Below are 16899 nucleotides of genomic sequence, written 5' to 3' on the forward strand. Positions count from 1 at the left end.
TGACCCAAGCCAATCAGTCGTAACGCCAGCGAACACGCGGCGGACGATGCCTTATCGCTTTGCGGCTGCCGGGTCGTGGAGAGAACTATGAAACACAAGTTGTTGTTAGGCGTGCTTCTGGCGGTCGTGGCGACCGTTGTGGTGCCCAATGTCTGGGCGGCGCAGCCGCAGGCGTTGGCTTCCGATGGCTCGGATCATGTCGGTGCAGGTGCGGTGGCTTCCGACGGCGCCGACCATGTCGGTGCAGGCGCAGTCGCTTCTGACGGGGCTGATCATGTCGGTGCTGGCGCAGTCGCTTCGGATGGTGCTGATCATGTCGGTGCAGGCGCGGTGGCTTCTGATGGCGCCGATCATGTTGGTGCAGGCGCAGTCGCTTCTGATGGCGCCGATCACGTCGGTGCTGGTGCGGTCGCTTCTGATGGCGCCGATCACGTCGGTGCTGGTGCGGTCGCCTCTGATGGCGCTGATCATGTCGGTGCAGGCGCAGTCGCTTCTGATGGTGCCGATCATGTTGGTGCTGGCGCAGTCGCCTCTGATGGCGCTGATCACGTCGGTGCTGGTGCGGTCGCCTCTGATGGCGCTGATCATGTCGGTGTAGGCGCAGTCGCTTCTGATGGTGCCGATCATGTAGGTGCAGGAGCCGTAGCTTCTGATGGCGCTGACCATGTCGGCGCGGGCGCACTGGCTTCAGATGGCGCCGACCGCACTGGCGTCAACCGGGTTGCCTATTCGCGTGTCGGCGTTGGCTCTGATCGCGTCGCCTCCGCGTTGATGACCGGCAGTTACTCCGATCAATTCAACAGCCCTCAGTAATCCTCCCTCGGCGCGACAGGCGGATCCAGCAAACCGCCTGTCGAGCGCCGCACTAGCACATTTGTGCTAATCGACCGCCCTGCCACCTGGCGTTATATTCCCCCGCAACCCCCGATGTTCCTCAACGTTGCCTGTTCGCAGCGTGCGGGATCGTTGTGCCTGGAAATCAGAACAACACCAAGGAAGACACACCATGAAACTCCATACAAACCTCTGCAAGATCGCCGTGGTCGGCGCGATGCTACTCGGCGTTGCCGGCTGCCAGACCGTCAAACCCACTGAAGCGAGCATGAAAGAACGCGCGCAAACGGTGATCGGTAAACCGGTGTCGAAAATCGACAACATCCGCAACGACAGCACCCTCACCTACTACACCGCGTACACCCCCGCCGGGGAATACAACTGTGAATTACCCAGCGGCGTAATTATCGCCGTGGCGAGCATGGGCATGATGTCGCCGCCGCTGTCGTGCCTGCCGAAAGGTGCTTCGCCAATCCCTCTGCAATAACTTCTCCACCCGGTAAAGGACTCCGCTCACTCATGAAAATCTTGATCGCGACACTCACCCTCAGCGCCCTGTTCCTGACTGGCTGTGCCACGCCGAAACAGTGGGAGGCCACCGGCGGCAGCAAAAACGATGGCGTCGTCCAGGTCTCCTATGAACTGGGCCAATTCGAAAGCGGCCAGACCAGCGCTGAACAAGGCCTGACCGTCGCCGCGCAACGCTGCAAGACCTGGGGCTACAAAAACGCCGAAGTGACCGGCTCAGAGAAAAACATCTGCCGCACCATGGGCCAGTACAACTGCCTGCAAACCACCATCACCCAGGATTACCTGTGCAAACGCTGATCTGAAAATGTGGGAGCCAGCCTGCTGGCCAAATCGCTAGAAGGCTAGCTCCCACAGGGATCTTTGGTGTGTCCGCGATGATCATTCACGAAACGCTTTCAGCGGGTTCGGGTTGCCGGTCGCGCAGGGCTCTCAAGGTCGCGCGCAGTTCGGCCGGGCGTACCGGTTTGGACAGGATGGCGATGTCGCGGTCGTGCAAGGCTGCCTGGATTTTCTCGACGTCATGCCCGGTGATGATCATCGCCGGTACCGCCCAACCGCGCTGCCTGCGCACATCATCGATACATTCGATGCCGGTGGCATGGGTGCCGAGGTCATAGTCGGCGACGATGATGTCGCAGTCGGTGACCAAGTCCTGAGCCGTCAACTCGGCCTGAACCACACAGCCCCAACGCTCCAGCAACGCTGAAGTCGCCAGCAGCACATTGCGGTCATCTTCCACCAGGCACACCTTCAGCCCGGTCAGCAAACCGACTTGGCGCGCCTCATTCCGATTGACCGTTAACAGCGGTGGCGCGGCGATCGGCAACCCGTACAAAGTCACCGCCGTTCCCCGCCCGAGCCGCGAACGCAGAGTAACGCCGACACTGATCAACTCACCCAGACGCTTGACGATCGACAGCCCCAGCCCCACGCCTTCGACGTCTTTATCGCGCACTTGCCGCAACCGATAAAACTCCTCGAACACCTTGCCCAGATGCTCCTCGGCGATACCGTTGCCACGGTCATAAACCACAATGGCCAGCCCTGCCCCGCGCCGACGCACGCCGATCAAAACCGGCCGATGCGCACCGTATTTGAAGCAGTTGGACAGCACGTTCTGCACCATGGTCGCGAGCAACGCCGGATCGGTGCACACCCAATACTCACAGGGGCGCAAACGCAGTTCGACCCCGGCCCAACGCGCCGCTTCGGTGTTCTGGCGAATCAGATCCGCGAGCCATTCCCCTAAATTGAGGGTTTGCAGTTTGGGCAGAACCCGGCCGTTATCAAGGGTGTAGAGATCGAGAATCGAGCGGAACAGTTGCGAAACGTTGAGCAGCGATCGGTCGATGTTATCGACCAAGCGCCGTTCCTCGTCCCCCAACCGCGACTCCCTCAGGCACGCGGTAAACAGTCCAATTGAATGAATCGGCTGACGCAAATCATGGCTGGCCTGAGCGAGAAACCGCGACTTTTCCAGATTCGCCGCCACCGCCTCTTCGGAGGCCTTGCGCGTACGTTCCAGCAACAAATACGCATAAAACGGGATCACCGTGCTGGTGAGCATCAGCATCAACACCATGAACGGTTGCGCCTGCCACACCGGCGTCAGGCGATACACACACAGCAATGCCAGCAACGCCAGCGCCGTGGCAATCGCCAGATAGCGCGAGCCATAGCGCATGCCATTGCCGAGGTTGACCCAGATGATCACCGCGTACAGCGGCAACGCCATCTCGCCGCCCACCACCAGACCAAAGCAGGTGCCGGTGTAATCATGGATCATGCCGAAAATCCGTCGCGCCGGGTAATGCCCCGGCCAGCGCGCAATCGCCTGACGCAAGGCGATCGAGGCCAACAAAAACACAATGATGTAGGTAATGATCGGCAGGTACGTATCGAAGCGCTGACCCGGCAAAAAGCCCAGTATCAGCATATAAACCACGGCGATACTGGCAATGATAATGCGCAGATTGGCCTGATCGAGTTCGGTGTTTTTCTCGAACTTCATGGTTAAACGTCCTTGTGCGGCAATCGTCAGTTTCCGAATCAGCCTACAGGCAACACACGCGCCCGGTGCTAAGGTGCAAGCCTTGAGTAACGCCTGACCCAGGGAGGGTCGTGCCATGACCTGCCGAATTATCATAGCCGACGATCACCCGCTGTTTCGCGAAGCGATGCTGCGCACGGTTCAGCGGTTGCTGCCCGAAGCCGTTATCGAAGAAGCCGGCGATCTCGACGCCGTACTGGCGCTGCTGCCTTTGGGCGAGCCGGACACATTGATTCTCGACTTGCGCTTCCCCGGGCTCACGTGTGTGAGCCAGCTCGCCGAACTGCGTCGACGCTTGCCGCGTACCACGCTGATTGTGGTGTCGATGGTCGATGATGAGTCGTTGATCAGCGAAGTCATGGCCGCCGGTATCGACGGTTTTATCGGCAAAAACATCGATCCGGACGAAATCGGCCAGGCGATTCTGGCGATTCGTGAAGGTGAGGTGCTGGTGAAGTTTGCGCCGTCCGGCTTGCTGCCGCTGGAAACCGGCGCCGCCCTTACGCCGCGTCAGCAGGACGTGCTGCGCTTGATCGCCCAAGGCAAGACCAACAAGGAAATCGCCCGTGAACTGGATATTTCTCCGTTCACGGTGCGCATTCATGTGTCTTCTTTATTACGCACGCTGAACGTGCCCTCGCGAGCGGCCGCCGCCGTGAAATACACGGGGACTCTGTAGGCGCTCGGCAGCGCCTACAGATGATCGGTGTGTTGCTGCAGCAATTCCATGGCCTCAGAGGAAAATCGGTAGGTCTTGTCACTGCCAAGCACGATCAGCCCCTCTTCACCCAGACGCTTGAGCACTTCACGCACACTGACGAATGACAGCTCGGGCGATGAAGACTCGACAAACGCATGCACGCCATTCACCCCGATCCCATGCCCGTCGCGGCCGGCCACCACCAGTGCATTGATGACTTTGAAGCGGATCAGGCTGGTGCGCAGCCCAAAGTGGCGCAGCAGTTCGCGAATATGCGCATTGGCGCTGCGATCACACTCAAAGGCCAATGGGTTGTTCGCTGTCCGAAAAGCCAATGGCGCGTTTACCGCCCCCACGCCTGGGTGATTAAACATGGCGAATACTCCTTTTCTGAAAGGTTCAGGCGGACAGCAATTGCTGCCCGCCTGCCGGACCCCGTCTCGGACAACCAACGTGATCGTGAAACTATATATAGAAGGAAAATCGGTAACCGCCGTTGGCGACCGTTACGCCCTGCCCGTTCACATCAGAAATCGACCGTGGCCGACAGCTGCAAGGTCCGTGGATAACCTGGAGAGAACGCGCCGTAGGACGCCACGCCCGACCAGTACTCACGATCGAACACGTTCTGCACGGTGGCGCGGAACGTCGTTGGCCGGCCTTCGATTTTTGTCGCATAACGCGCGCCGGCGTCGAAGCGGGTCCAGGCATCCAGTTCCTGAGTGTTGGCCTGGTTGACGTACTGGCTGTCGGTGTAGATCGCACCGCCAGTCAGCGTGAAACCCTCCAGCCAAGGGGTGTCCCATTCGGCCCAGAGATTGGCCTGCACGTCCGGCACGCCCACCGGTTTGTTACCACGGTTGGCCTTCGTCGCCGAATCGGTCAGTTCGCCGTCAAGCACAGTGACGCCACCCATCAGGCGAGTGCCCGGGGCCACTTCGCCGAACATGCTCAACTCGACACCACGGTTACGTTGTTCGGCCTGCACCGAGAACACGTTGTCGGCACCGACTTCGCCGCTTGGCTTCTCGATCTGGAACAACGCCAACGTCGTCATGAACGTGCCGTGTTCATACTTGACGCCGATCTCGTGCTGTTTGGACTCGTACGGAGCAAAGGTTTCGCCGGCGTTGGACGCCGTGCCCGGGGCGATGTCGCCCTTGCTCAAGCCTTCGACATAATTGTAGTAGAGCGAAACGTCTTCCCAAGGCTTGACCACCACGCCGACCAACGGGCTCGTGGCGTTGTCCTTGTATTTCGAACTAACCGCACCGGCCGCGTTGTAGTTACGCGATTCGATGTCCTGACGCCGCACGCCGAGGGTCAACTGGAAGCGGTCATCGAGCATCGACATTGTGTCGGTCAACGCCACGCCGGACAGCTCCGATTCGGAAACACGCAACACCTTTGGCGAGTTGATGTACTGCTGCGGCCTGTCGATCGGGTGGTAGATATTCGACAGGATGGCCGTGCCGTTGTTGATGCCGCGTGACAGCTCATCCTGATAACGGGTCGCCATGACCGTGGTGGTGTGAGTGATCGGGCCAGTGGCAAACACACCACGCATACCGACGTCAGCCGTCGAGCGATCAACGTTGAATTTGTAGTAGCCGGGAATGTTGCTGGTATCGCCGGCGTCGTTGAGGATTCTCGGCACCTGGTCGGACAGGCGCTTGACGTCGGACTTGCCACCACCGGCATGAGCGAACACGGTGACGTTGTCGGTCAGGTCATATTCGCCACCGAGCAACGCCGACTGCTCTTTGGTGTCCGACCAGCCCCAGTCCTGCGAGTGGTTGGTGCGGCCGTTCGGCGCAGACGGCACATCAACGCCCGGCGCAATGGTGAAGGGCCGCGAAGCGCCCTCCCAGCTTTCTTTCTGGCTGATGTAATCGAGGTTCAGGCGCAGACGCTCGCCGCGATAATCCAGGGCTATCGCGCCGACACCGAGGTCGCGATGCTGATCATCGACGGCGGTATCGCCACCCTGCAGGTTGCCGTTGAAACGCACGCCGAACTGGTTCTCCGAACCGAAGCGCCGGCTCAGGTCCAGATGCCCGCCCACCTGCGAGTCCGAGGCATAGGTGCCGGTGAACCGGGTCAGGTCTTCATCCAGCGGACGCTTGGGCACGATGTTGATCACGCCACCGACGCCGCTGTTCGGCGAGATGCCGTACATCAGCGCGCCCGGCCCCTTGAGCACTTCAACGCGCTCGGCGTAGTCGGTGAACACCCGATAATTCGGCGCGACACCGTAGACGCCGTCGAACGCCAGCTCACCAAGGTTGCCTTCGCCAATCGGGAAGCCACGGATGAAAAACGAGTCGACGATACCGCCAGTCTGCCCGGTCGAGCGCACTGAAGGATCACGTTCCAGCGCATCGGCGACGGTCACGGTTTGCAGATCGGCGAGGGTTTTGGCGGTGTAACTGGTGACGCTGAACGGCGTATCCATCACGTCTTTGTTGCCCAGCATGCCCAGCCGTGCGCCGCGCGCCACCTGACCACCGGCGAGGGTTTCCGGCAAGGCAGTCGCGCCGTTGTAACGGGCGTTGACGTTGGTGCTGTCGAGGGTCAGCGCGTCCGGCGCGGCGTTCGCAGTCGGGTCGGCGGCAACGCCTGGTTGCTCGGGGCTGGCGGCCCAAGCGTTGGCGCTTCCTGCGACCAAAACGAAATTCAGCATGGCGGTACGCACGGCGAGTGCTAACACCCGCTCACCGCAAGGACGACTGACAACAGGCATGACGTGAGGATCCTTTTCATCGAGGGAAAATGGTAATCACTCCTATTGCCAGTCGATCTGCGAAAAAGTATCACCCGCAGTAAAGTTTTTTTCCGTCGCCCGATCAGGGTCAGGCGTAGAGACGCTCCAGCGGAATCGCGACCAGCGGCAGCGCGGGGTCAAACGCGTGCCGGGTGGTCTTGTACGGAAAAATCTCGCCGCGAGCGATGGTGGTAAAAATTCGCGCCACCTCAAACGCCTGCCCGGTTTGCCAATGCCGCACACAGACGCGCGGATCGGAGTAATCGAGCTGGATGCACGGCACCCGTCTCAAGCCCAACTGCAACGCTGCGGTGAAACGGTGATTGCCGTCCATCACGATGCCGCGCGAACGCTCGACGATGATCGGTTCCAGCCAATGCCCGGCGCGGACAATCGACTCGCGCAGCAGCATCACGTTGGCCGGGTCGACCTGCTCCGACTGCAACACTTCGCACAGTGGCCGCAGCGCAATCTGATAACCGTGGTCCATGGTGATCTCCTGATTCGCCGGGGATTCAGCAGGCATCGGCGCGGGCAACCGGCGCATGCTGGCTGGCTACATCGAGCAGGCGTTGGGCGTGTTCGATCAGCGGCAAGTCGACCATCTCGCCGTCCACCTGCACCGCGTGACTGCCCGTCGCCACCGCTCGCATCACGCGATCGGCCCAGGCCAACTGGCGTGAGTCCGGCAGGAAGGCGCGTTGCACCGTGGCCAGTTGACCGGGATGGATGCACAGCTTGGCGCCGAAGCCCAGCGAACGGGCGTAATGCGAGTCCTTGCCGACCACCGCCAAATCGCTGATGGCCGGCGTCACACCATCGATCGGCGACGGCAGATCCGCCGTGCGCGAAGCCAGCACGATGCGGTTGCGGGCGAACAAAAACGCCTCCGGGGTCTGGCTGCAGTTGATGTCCAGCGAGAAATCCAGCGAACCGAACGCCAGCCGCGCCACGCCAGGAATCGACGCAATCGCCTCGACCTGTTGCAGGCCTTTGGCGGTCTCGATGATGGCGACGATCGCCAGTTTCGGTTGCCACGCCAGCAGGCGTTCGACCACGCGTGCCAGGGCCTCGGGGCATTCGGCTTTGGGCAGGAAAATCCCCTCGCAACGCTCGGGGTAGCGCAGGTCGCTGAGCCAGCTCAGATCCTCGGCAAACAGCGTGCTGCTGACGCTGTTCAGGCGGATGTACCGCTCGCAGGCAACGCTCGGTGTTTTCTCCTGCCATGCCCGGATGGCGGCGCGGGCGGCGACTTTGCTGTCGGGGTGAACGGCGTCCTCGAGGTCGAGAATGATCGCATCTGGCCCTGCATCGCAGGCTTTGGAAAAACGCTCGGGACGGTTGCCCGGCACGAACAGGTAGCTGATCGCGAGTGGCGCTTTTCGGCTGAGTCGATCGGATTGCATGGCGTTGCTCCTTTGACGTGAACCCGTCGTGGTTTGTGAAAATTTTCAGGCCCGTTCGACGACAGATTTGCCTGCCGTTCCGGGGCTTGTCGCAACAGCCCTTAACGCCTTATTGATCAAGCAATTAAGAGACTTTTTAATCTCGGGACGAACGAGTCCTTGAGCGTGTAAATACACGTTCATGGATTCGCCTTGAGCAGGTCGTCATTGAAAAATATTTGAAAACCTTACTTGATAATCGTTCCTGTTCGCAATATTGTTCACGCCGCCAAGAGGAACTATTCTCGTTTCAACGCAAGTCATCGGTATCTGCAAAAGTACCTGTCAGCGATGTCACTTAAACATCAGCTACAGGCTGCTACAGGGCAATGGCCAGCAACTAATGGCCATTCATTACATCCGCACAAACCTTATGGAATGGGGTTCTCATGCAATTGTTCTGTGAACCATTTATTACAATCAGGGCTACAGATCCAATAGCGGATTTCATTTGGCATCCGCCTCCAAGTTATTTAAAGCCTCGACGCTGACGAGCAAAAAAAGACGACCTGCATCGATAACGATCGGTGATCGAACTATCAATGGCGACGTAACTTTCGACGCCAAGGGTTAACTATGCCTACAACAAATAAATCTGCTGTTGAACAGCCGTATAAAGTTCATCACCCGGAGATGTTAACACCGCTCATCGACCCGGTTATTTCCACGCTTATCAACAAGTTCCCGAACAAACTTACAGACTTGGTGGATCAACAGGGCTCACCGTTAAATCTGGTCTGGCCCCATGCGTTTGAATTAAACACGCAAGCGCTGCTGAACGTGTTGAAGCAATACCAAGTGCCCCATGCCATTTTCTACGGGGCCAAGGCCAACAAGTCGCAAAGCATGCTCGGCGCTGCAGCGAATTCGGGGATCGGCGTCGATGTGTCGAGCATTCACGAGTTGAATGCTGCCCTGCGCGCAGGTGTGCCGGGCGCCAAAATCTGCGCCACAGGACCGGCCAAAACAGCCGTTTTCCATCAAGCGCTGATCAGCGCAGGTTCATTGATTTGTGTGGATTCGCTGGAGGAATTCGATCACCTGCATAGCGTGATCCCCACACAACCAGGTCCGACGAAAACCAGAGTGCTACTGCGTTACAGACCGAAAAGCAGTCAGAACAGCCGATTCGGGATGGGCTCGCAAGACCTGCTGCAATGCCTGCAACGGTTGACAGAACAACCTGAGCTTTTTCATTTTGAAGGTTTACATTTTCACCTCGGCGGCTATGGGTTCGAATCCCGCGCACAAGCCTTTCGTGAGGTCAGCGGATTTATCGAGGCGGCCAGGGAAATGGGCTTGAATCCGCAGATGATCGACATCGGTGGCGGCTTGCCGATTCGTTATGTCGAGCCTGAGACCTACGCTCAGTTCCTACAAAATGACAATAACCAGAGCCACTATTACAACCAGAAAGTTCCCGCCACTTATTATCCTTACGGCAGTGAACTGACCGCGACGCAATGGCTTACGTTATTGCTCGAAGCCGAGCATTCGCCAGGCTTGTCGATTGCCAATTACTTGCAGACGCAGAATATAACCCTCGCACTCGAACCCGGCCGAAGTCTGGTCGATCAAGCCGCCATGTCAATATTTCGCGTCACGCGCAGCAAACAATTGGCTGACAATAAAACCGTGATCTTCGTGGAGGGCAGCAGTTTCAGTGCTTGCGAAACCTGGTTTGCCTCGGAATATCTGCTAGATCCGATACTTGTCAGTACCAAACAACAGCCACACGCCCCGATCCAGGCTTATATCGCCGGCCATAGTTGCCTGGACGATGACGTCATTACCCATCGCCTGATCAACTTTGCGACGGCACCGCAAGCCGGTGACTTATTGATTTATATCAACACCGCCGGTTACCAGATGGACTTGCTGGAAAACGAGTTTCATCGCCATCCCCTGCCCCGGCGGCTGACGGCGACCTGTTGTACGGAAGGTAACTATGCGTTTTCACCTGACTACTAAAGGGAACAATTGCAATGATATTGAATAAAGTCTCGGACCTTATCGGTAATACGCCGATGTTGGGCATTGATGTTCCGGATACCAACGCGCGATTGTTGTTGAAGATTGAAAAGAACAATCCCGGTGGCAGTATCAAAGACCGCATGGCGCGCAACATGGTGCTGGCCGCGCTCAAGTCCGGTCGCCTGAAACCCGGTGGTGTGGTGGTCGAGTCTTCGTCGGGCAACACCGGGATTGGCCTGGCCATGGCCGCCGTCGAGTTTGGCCTGCACTTTATTGCCGTGGTCGATCACCACGCCGCACAAGACAAAATCGCTGTAATGAAAGCCCTTGGTGCCGACATTCGTTTCGTCAAAGGCACTTATCGCGAAGATGAAGTCGCGGTGGTCGAGCGGCAACAGATGGCCGCCGAACTGGCGAGCGAGATTCCCGGCGCGGTGTTCATGAACCAGTCCGACAATGCGGCCAATGCCGGCGGCTACAGCGATTTCGTCCGCGAAACCATCGTGCAGGCTGAAGGCGTGGTCGGCGCTTACGTCGGTTGCGTCGGCACCGGCGGTTCGATGACCGGCATTGCGCGCGGCTTGAAAGTGCACAACCCGGACACGGTCACCGTCGCGGTGGAACCGGCCGGTTCGATTGTCTTCGGTCATCCTGGCTATCCCTACTATCAATCCGGCACCGGCACGCCGGCCGGCGACACCGTGGGTCTGGTGCTCGACTACAGCTGCATCGATCTGGGCGTGCAAGTCACCGACTCGCAGGCGTTCGAAACCGCGCGCTACATCGCGCGCAACTTCGCCTTGCTGGTCGGCGGTTCGACCGGGGGTGCGATCTTCAAGGCACTGGAGCTGATCCACAAAGGCGTGCTGACCGGCAACGTCGTGGTGCCGATTGCCGACGGTGGCGAGAAATACCTGCACACCGTGTTCGACGACAAATGGCTGCAAGAGCGCGACCTGATCGACCCGAGCATCGCCCCGCAACTGGATGCCTGGCTGGGCAAGACCCAATGGCTGGATTCCATCTCCGCGCCGCTGCAACTGAGCGTCGCATGACCCACCCTTCACACAGGAACGCCTCTCGATGAATCTGTTGAAAGTCGCCATCTGTGGTGGCGGCAGGACTGGCCATCTCAACGCCATCCTGTTCAAGCAACTGCCCGATGTTCAGGTTTCGATGCACACCCATAATCAGGAGGTCATCGAACAGTACGCCCGCCAGACGCCGATGCAGGCGTTGCTGCCCGACGGTTCGACCCTGAGCGCCCGGCTCGATCGGGTGACCAGCGACGCGAAAGCCGCGGTGGAAGATGCCGACATCGTCATCATCACCGTGCCGGCCCATGCCCGCCCGCAAACGTTGAAAGACATCGCGCCGCATCTGACCACCAGCAAACCGGTATTCATCGGCGCCATTCCCGGCTTCTGCGGTTTCGACTGGCTGGCTGAAGCGACCCTGCCCGACCGGCCGAATGTGGTGATCTGGGGCATGAAGGATGTGCCGCACACGGCGTTTGAATTGACCCCGGGACGGTCGATCAAAATGGGTGGTGGCAAAAGCCAATTGTACGTGGCGACCCACGCCCGAGAGCCGCAAACCGCGCGCCGCCAATTGGAAAAAATACTCACGCGGCTGTACGGCCCGTGCGTGACGATGCTCGAGCATTTTCTGGAAATCACCCTGACACCGGGCAATCCGATCATGCACAGCTCGGTGATCTACGGCCTGATCGGCCCCTACGGCCAGTGGCATCGCAAGATCTTCCCGCAGCGCATGTGCTGGTGGACCGAATGCCCGGAACTCGGCGCGTATTTCCTTGAACGCATGGATCAGGAAAGCCAGCAACTGTGTGCGGTGATCAGCCAGCGTCTGGGTATCGACCTGTCTTCGGTGAAATCGCTGAAACAGGAAATCGTCGAGGCCTACGGCGAGCAGATCCGCGACCCGAGCAGCATGCTCTCGATCCTGCGTACCAATCAGGCTTACAACGACATCCTTGCGCCGATGGTGCCGGCCGCGGACAACCGCGCCGGTTACGTGATCGAGCGCGAGAGCCGCGCCTTCAACGAAGACGTCGCCTACGGCCTGGTGCTGCTGGTGGAAATGGCCAAACGCTTCGACCTCAAGGTGCCTTACATCGAGGAAGTCCTGCAGTGGAGCGTGGCCTACATGAATGGCCTGCGCGACTCGGCACTCGACTATTTCCCGCGCCAATGGCCACACACGACAAGCGCCGCCGCTTAATCCCTCTATTCAATTTTCGACGAGCAGACCGCTGATATGGATGACTTCAAGACACTGATCGCCTACTCCCGCAAAAACGCCATGCGCCGTCTGGTGCGTTGCCTGTTTGCGGAAAACATCCTCGACCGTTCGGCCCTGAGCTTTTCCGTCGAGGGCCACGAGGCGACTTACCCGCTCAAGGGCGGTCGCGCCCATCTGGCCTTTTCCGACATCGCCAAAGGCCCGGCCGATACCGTGGTCAACGACGGTGACGTGGTGTTGGTGACCGATGAAGGCGTACGCCAGGTCATCACCAGCCACCAGGACATGCTTGATGTGCTGCGCGACAGCTTCGACTTCGCGCCGACCGACGACGGTATCGCCGGGCTCAAATCCGACATGGAAAACAGCCTGACCAACGACGCCCACGCCCGTCAGCATCGTCAGCAATGGAACGCCCGACTGGAGCAAGCGGCCAAGGATCATGGGCTGAGCAGCTTCACCGACTATCTGCGCCAGCACGCCAAAACCAAGGATGCCGCCATTCTGCTCGACCAGTGGGGTTCGCTGGAAGGTCATCCTTATTACCCGACGTGGAAGGCGCGCCCGGGCCTCACCGATGAGGAAGTCGAGCAGCTGTCACCGGAGTTCAACGCACAAGTGCCGCTGCGCATCGCCGCGTTGCGTGCCGACAACGCGAAAAGCGAAAGCATGCCGCACGTGGTTGATTACCGCGCCTGGTTCGCTGAAAACTTCCCGACGCAATGGACGCAATGGAAAGCCTCGCTCAACAGCAAGGGGCTGGACGAAAACCAGTGGTTGCCCTTGCCGATCCACAGCTGGCATTTACAAGCCTACGTGCTGGAAACCTTCGCAGCAGAAATCGCCGACGGCATCCTGATCACCGATGGCCCGGATCTTCCTACCCTGCCGACCATGTCGTATCGCACGATGATGCCGGTGCTGGATGAAAGCGCGCCGCTGATCAAACTGCCCATCGCGGTGTGGATGACCAGCGAACTGCGCAGCCTGCAAGCCAAGTCAATTCACATGGGGCCGCGCATCAGCACGGTGATCAGCAAGATTTTGCAGACGGAAAACGGCTTTGATCAACGCCTGGAAATCTTCCCTGAAGAAATCGGTGTGCGCTACAAAAACGCCGTCACTCAGGACGATCATCCGGGCCGGCATCTGTCTGTGGTCTATCGCAGCAGTGCGCCAGCGTTCGAACGCCAGGATGATTGCCTGCCGATTACCGTCGCATCGCTGTTCACCCGTTTGCCGGGCAGTGGTCGTCCGCTGTTCACCGATCTGATTGAACGTGACGGTGTGCGCGCCAATGCTGCGCAGGTCGAGAACTGGTTCCGCGAGTACGCGAAGGTGGTGACTCACCCGGTGGTGGCGATCTACTTGATGTACGGCATCGGCCTTGAGGCGCACCAGCAAAACACCATGGTGCTGTTCTCCCCGGATGGCAAAGCACGTAGTCTGCTGATCCGCGATTTCGGTGATGGCCGCACTTACGCGCCGTTGCTCGAGGGCCGTGGTTACAGCCTGCAACCGCACGTGCAGCCGGGTATTCTGCCGACAGTGTTCTGCGGTGATATCGAGCCGGTGCGCATGTTTGTGCTCGACGCGGCGTTCCTCACGCACCTGCATGAAATGGCCCTGTGGCTGACCAAGGAATACGCTTTCAACAACACTCGGCTATGGCAAATCTTGCGCGAAGAAACCGACCTCGCCTTCAAAGCGGTGCGTGACCGCGTCGCGGCAGACGTGTGGGAAACCGAGCACAAGGCGTTCGTCGAAGACCCATGGCCGACGCGCTCGTTGCTGCGCATGCACATGATGCAGTACAGCAACTATCGTTTGCAGCACACCCTGACCAACCCGCTCGCTAGCGTTTAACCGAGGCTGACTCATGTCCCATGCAGGTGCCATCCAGGGTTCGAGAGTAAGAATCCTGATTTATCTTCTATTTGCGATCCAGTTGGTGTCGATGGGCGCGATGGAAATGAGCGGGCCGTTCTGGCCTGTCCACCTGCGTGGGCTGACCACCTCCGAGTCGGTTTTCAGCTTCGCCAGCATCGCCGTGTACGTCGGGCCGATGCTGGGCATTATTCTCACCAGTGCCTTCTGGGGCCGCATCGGCGATCGCTACGGCCACAAGTTGATGATGATCCGCGCCCTCGCCGGTTTGTCGTTGACCCAGCTTGGGCTGGCCCTGTTCAGTGATATCTGGGTGATTCTGATCCTGCGCTTTCTGCAAGGCGCGTTTGCCGGCTATATCGCGCCGGCACAGGCCTATGGCGTCAGTATTGAGGCACCGTCGCGACGGGCACGGCTGTTCGCCATTCTGCAAATATCGACCAATGTCGGCTCGCTGCTGGGTGCGGTGGTCGGCGGTCTGATCCTCGATTACGCGACGTTCTTCTGGATCAACATCATCGCCTCGGCGCTGTGTGCGGTGTGTACCGTGATCGCCGCCGTGACCTTGCCGGACGTGCCGCCGGTGAAGAAAGCCGTGGTCGTCGACAAGGCTGCGCCGGTTCGTTCCGGCAGTCTCTGGCAAGGCTCACCATTGCTCTCGCTGCTCGGTGTGATGGGCATTCTGTTGCTGGCGCGAATGCTGCCGCAGACTTCGTTTTCGCTGTATGTCAGCTCGGTGTTCGAGGTCAGCAATTCGGTAGTCGGCCTCTGCTACGGCTTGCTGGCGCTGGGCTTCATTCTGTCGGCCACGGCGTGGTCGCGCTATTTCGAACACCGTGGGCAGCAGGAGACCTTGCAGCGCATGACTTACGTGGTCATCGGCTGCATCGTCCTGACCGCTGTGGCGGGCGTGACTCACAACCCGGTGGTGTTTGTTATCACCTACTTCATTTGGGGCGTGCTGCTGGGTGCAACCACACCGGTGCTGATGGCGCTGATCTCGAAAACCGCTGACAGCTCACAGCAAGGCCATGTGCTGGGCATCGCTCAGGGCACTGCGCAATTCGCTTCGATTGCGGGGATTTCTGCCGGTGGTCTGCTCAGTCAGGTCTACGGCTTGCAGTACACCTATCTGTTTGTTTGCCTCGCTTACGTCGTCGCACTGATCCCGATTGTCGCCCTGCGCTACTGGCCGGCGGCGATGCAGCCGAGCCCTGCCCCGGACGGGGAATGAAAGGAGTCTGCTTTTGAACATTGAACAACTGCGCGCCGACACTCCTGCCGTCGCGCAACTGATCCACTTCAACAATGCCGGCGCGGCGCTGATGCCCGCGCCGGTGATCGGGACCATGACCCGTCATATTCAGCTTGAAGCGACTTTGGGCGGCTACGAAGCCGCCGGGCAACAATCGGCCGAAGTGGAAAATGTCTACGCCGCTATCGGGCAATTGATCAACGCTCAGCCTGACGAAATTGCGGTGATCGAGAACGCGACTCGCGCCTGGGACATGGCGTTCTATTCGTTACCGCTGCAACCCGGCGATGTGCTGCTGACGTCGACCACCGAGTACGCCGGCAACTACATTCCTTATCTGCAAATGAAGCAGCGCCGGGGGATCGAGATTCGGGTCATCCCCAACGATGAGCACGGCCAGGTTTCACTGCCGGCCTTAAAGGACATGCTCGACGACGATCGCGTTGCGCTGATTTCCCTGCCGGTGATCGCCACCAATGGCGGCCCGGTGCAACCCATCGAGCAGATCGGCGCACTCGCCCGTTCGGCTGGCGTGCTGTTTCTGCTCGATGCCTGTCAGGGTGTCGGGCAGATGCCAATCGACGTGCAGAAAATCGGCTGCCACATGCTCGCGGCCACCAGTCGCAAATACCTGCGCGGGCCGCGTGGGATGGGCTTCTTGTATGTCGAAAAGTCTCTGTGCCAGAATCTGGAACCGGCGTTTCTCGACCTGCATGCGGCGTCTTTACAGAACGCCGAGATGTTCAAGATCCGCGCCGATGCACGACGTTTCGAGAACTGGGAATGCAACGTCGCCGCCAAACTCGGTCTCGGTGCGGCAGTGGAATACGCGCTGGCGCAAGGCATCGAACCGATGTGGCTGCGAATTCAGCAACTGGCAGATTACCTGCGCCGACAACTGGCAGATATTCCTGGTATCACGCCGCGAGACCTCGGAGTGCAGAAGTCCGGCATCGTCACGTTTACTCATCGCGACAGCAGCGCCGCGCACGTTCAGCAGTGGCTGGCCGGCCAGGAAAAGCGCATCAACGTCAGCACATCGACCGTGCGCTCGACTTTGCTCGACATGCAGCACAGGGACTTGCTGGAGGTCAGCCGTGCGTCGGTGCATGCGTACAACACTGAGGCGGAAATCGACACGATGGTCGCTGCACTGCGCGGTTTGCAGGGCACCTGAACAGGACGCCAATCGGC

General features: G+C 59.3%; 15 protein-coding genes. 10 read left to right on the forward strand and 5 right to left on the reverse strand.

The window, feature by feature from the left end:
• Nucleotides 1-196: 196 nt before the first annotated feature.
• The 3 genes from HUW52_RS19140 to yecR all read left to right on the forward strand — a co-directional run bounded on the left by HUW52_RS19140 (nt 197) and on the right by yecR (nt 1662).
• Nucleotides 197-598 (forward strand): hypothetical protein, encoded by a 402-nt coding sequence (locus HUW52_RS19140; protein ID WP_175554575.1) that lies wholly within the window; start codon nt 197-199, stop codon nt 596-598.
• A 408-nt stretch (nt 599-1006) separates the two neighbouring features.
• Nucleotides 1007-1321, forward strand: coding sequence for a hypothetical protein (locus HUW52_RS19145; RefSeq protein ID WP_016987092.1), 315 nt, complete (start codon nt 1007-1009; stop codon nt 1319-1321).
• Between the two features lie 32 nt (nt 1322-1353).
• Nucleotides 1354-1662 (forward strand): YecR family lipoprotein, encoded by a 309-nt coding sequence (gene yecR, locus HUW52_RS19150; protein ID WP_016987091.1) that lies wholly within the window; start codon nt 1354-1356, stop codon nt 1660-1662.
• Nucleotides 1663-1747: 85 nt separating this feature from the next.
• Here the strand turns inward: yecR and HUW52_RS19155 are convergent, their stop codons facing one another.
• Nucleotides 1748-3376: a hybrid sensor histidine kinase/response regulator gene (locus tag HUW52_RS19155; protein ID WP_175554576.1), complete on the reverse strand. Its 1629-nt coding sequence runs from the start codon at nt 3374-3376 to the stop codon at nt 1748-1750.
• 115 nt (nt 3377-3491) lie between these two features.
• Between HUW52_RS19155 and HUW52_RS19160 the strand changes: the two genes are divergently transcribed.
• Complete coding sequence (locus tag HUW52_RS19160) at nt 3492-4094, forward strand: response regulator transcription factor (protein ID WP_175554577.1); 603 nt, start codon at nt 3492-3494, stop codon at nt 4092-4094.
• A 14-nt stretch (nt 4095-4108) separates the two neighbouring features.
• Here the strand turns inward: HUW52_RS19160 and HUW52_RS19165 are convergent, their stop codons facing one another.
• The 4 genes from HUW52_RS19165 to HUW52_RS19180 form a co-directional block, all read right to left on the reverse strand.
• Complete coding sequence (locus HUW52_RS19165; protein ID WP_175554578.1) at nt 4109-4489, reverse strand: fe2+ zn2+ uptake regulation protein; 381 nt, start codon at nt 4487-4489, stop codon at nt 4109-4111.
• Between the two features lie 152 nt (nt 4490-4641).
• The gene (locus HUW52_RS19170) at nt 4642-6858 is read right to left on the reverse strand and encodes a TonB-dependent siderophore receptor (protein WP_175554579.1); all 2217 of its coding nucleotides are present in this window, start codon (nt 6856-6858) and stop codon (nt 4642-4644) included.
• Between the two features lie 109 nt (nt 6859-6967).
• The gene (locus HUW52_RS19175) at nt 6968-7369 is read right to left on the reverse strand and encodes a ParB N-terminal domain-containing protein (RefSeq protein ID WP_175554580.1); all 402 of its coding nucleotides are present in this window, start codon (nt 7367-7369) and stop codon (nt 6968-6970) included.
• Between the two features lie 25 nt (nt 7370-7394).
• The gene (locus tag HUW52_RS19180) at nt 7395-8285 is read right to left on the reverse strand and encodes a CoA ester lyase (protein ID WP_175554581.1); all 891 of its coding nucleotides are present in this window, start codon (nt 8283-8285) and stop codon (nt 7395-7397) included.
• Between the two features lie 615 nt (nt 8286-8900).
• Here HUW52_RS19180 and HUW52_RS19185 point away from each other — a divergent pair.
• Genes HUW52_RS19185 through HUW52_RS19210 form a run of 6 tightly spaced genes read left to right on the forward strand, consistent with a single transcriptional unit; the run spans nt 8901 to nt 16882 of the window.
• Entirely contained in the window at nt 8901-10295 is a 1395-nt protein-coding gene (locus tag HUW52_RS19185; protein WP_175554582.1) for a Y4yA family PLP-dependent enzyme, read from the forward strand.
• 14 nt (nt 10296-10309) lie between these two features.
• Nucleotides 10310-11353, forward strand: a complete 1044-nt coding sequence (locus HUW52_RS19190; protein ID WP_016987084.1) for a PLP-dependent cysteine synthase family protein — start codon at nt 10310-10312, stop codon at nt 11351-11353.
• 28 nt (nt 11354-11381) lie between these two features.
• Nucleotides 11382-12542 (forward strand): NAD/NADP-dependent octopine/nopaline dehydrogenase family protein, encoded by a 1161-nt coding sequence (locus tag HUW52_RS19195; RefSeq protein WP_016987083.1) that lies wholly within the window; start codon nt 11382-11384, stop codon nt 12540-12542.
• Between the two features lie 36 nt (nt 12543-12578).
• Nucleotides 12579-14429, forward strand: coding sequence for an IucA/IucC family siderophore biosynthesis protein (locus HUW52_RS19200; protein WP_175554583.1), 1851 nt, complete (start codon nt 12579-12581; stop codon nt 14427-14429).
• Nucleotides 14430-14442: 13 nt separating this feature from the next.
• Entirely contained in the window at nt 14443-15684 is a 1242-nt protein-coding gene (locus tag HUW52_RS19205) for an MFS transporter (RefSeq protein WP_026000745.1), read from the forward strand.
• A gap of 13 nt (nt 15685-15697) precedes the next feature.
• Nucleotides 15698-16882, forward strand: a complete 1185-nt coding sequence (locus HUW52_RS19210; RefSeq protein WP_175554584.1) for an aminotransferase class V-fold PLP-dependent enzyme — start codon at nt 15698-15700, stop codon at nt 16880-16882.
• The last annotated feature ends 17 nt before the right edge of the window (nt 16883-16899 follow it).

Source organism: Pseudomonas sp. 43A, from assembly GCF_013363935.1.
Lineage (GTDB): Bacteria > Pseudomonadota > Gammaproteobacteria > Pseudomonadales > Pseudomonadaceae > Aquipseudomonas > Aquipseudomonas crudilactis.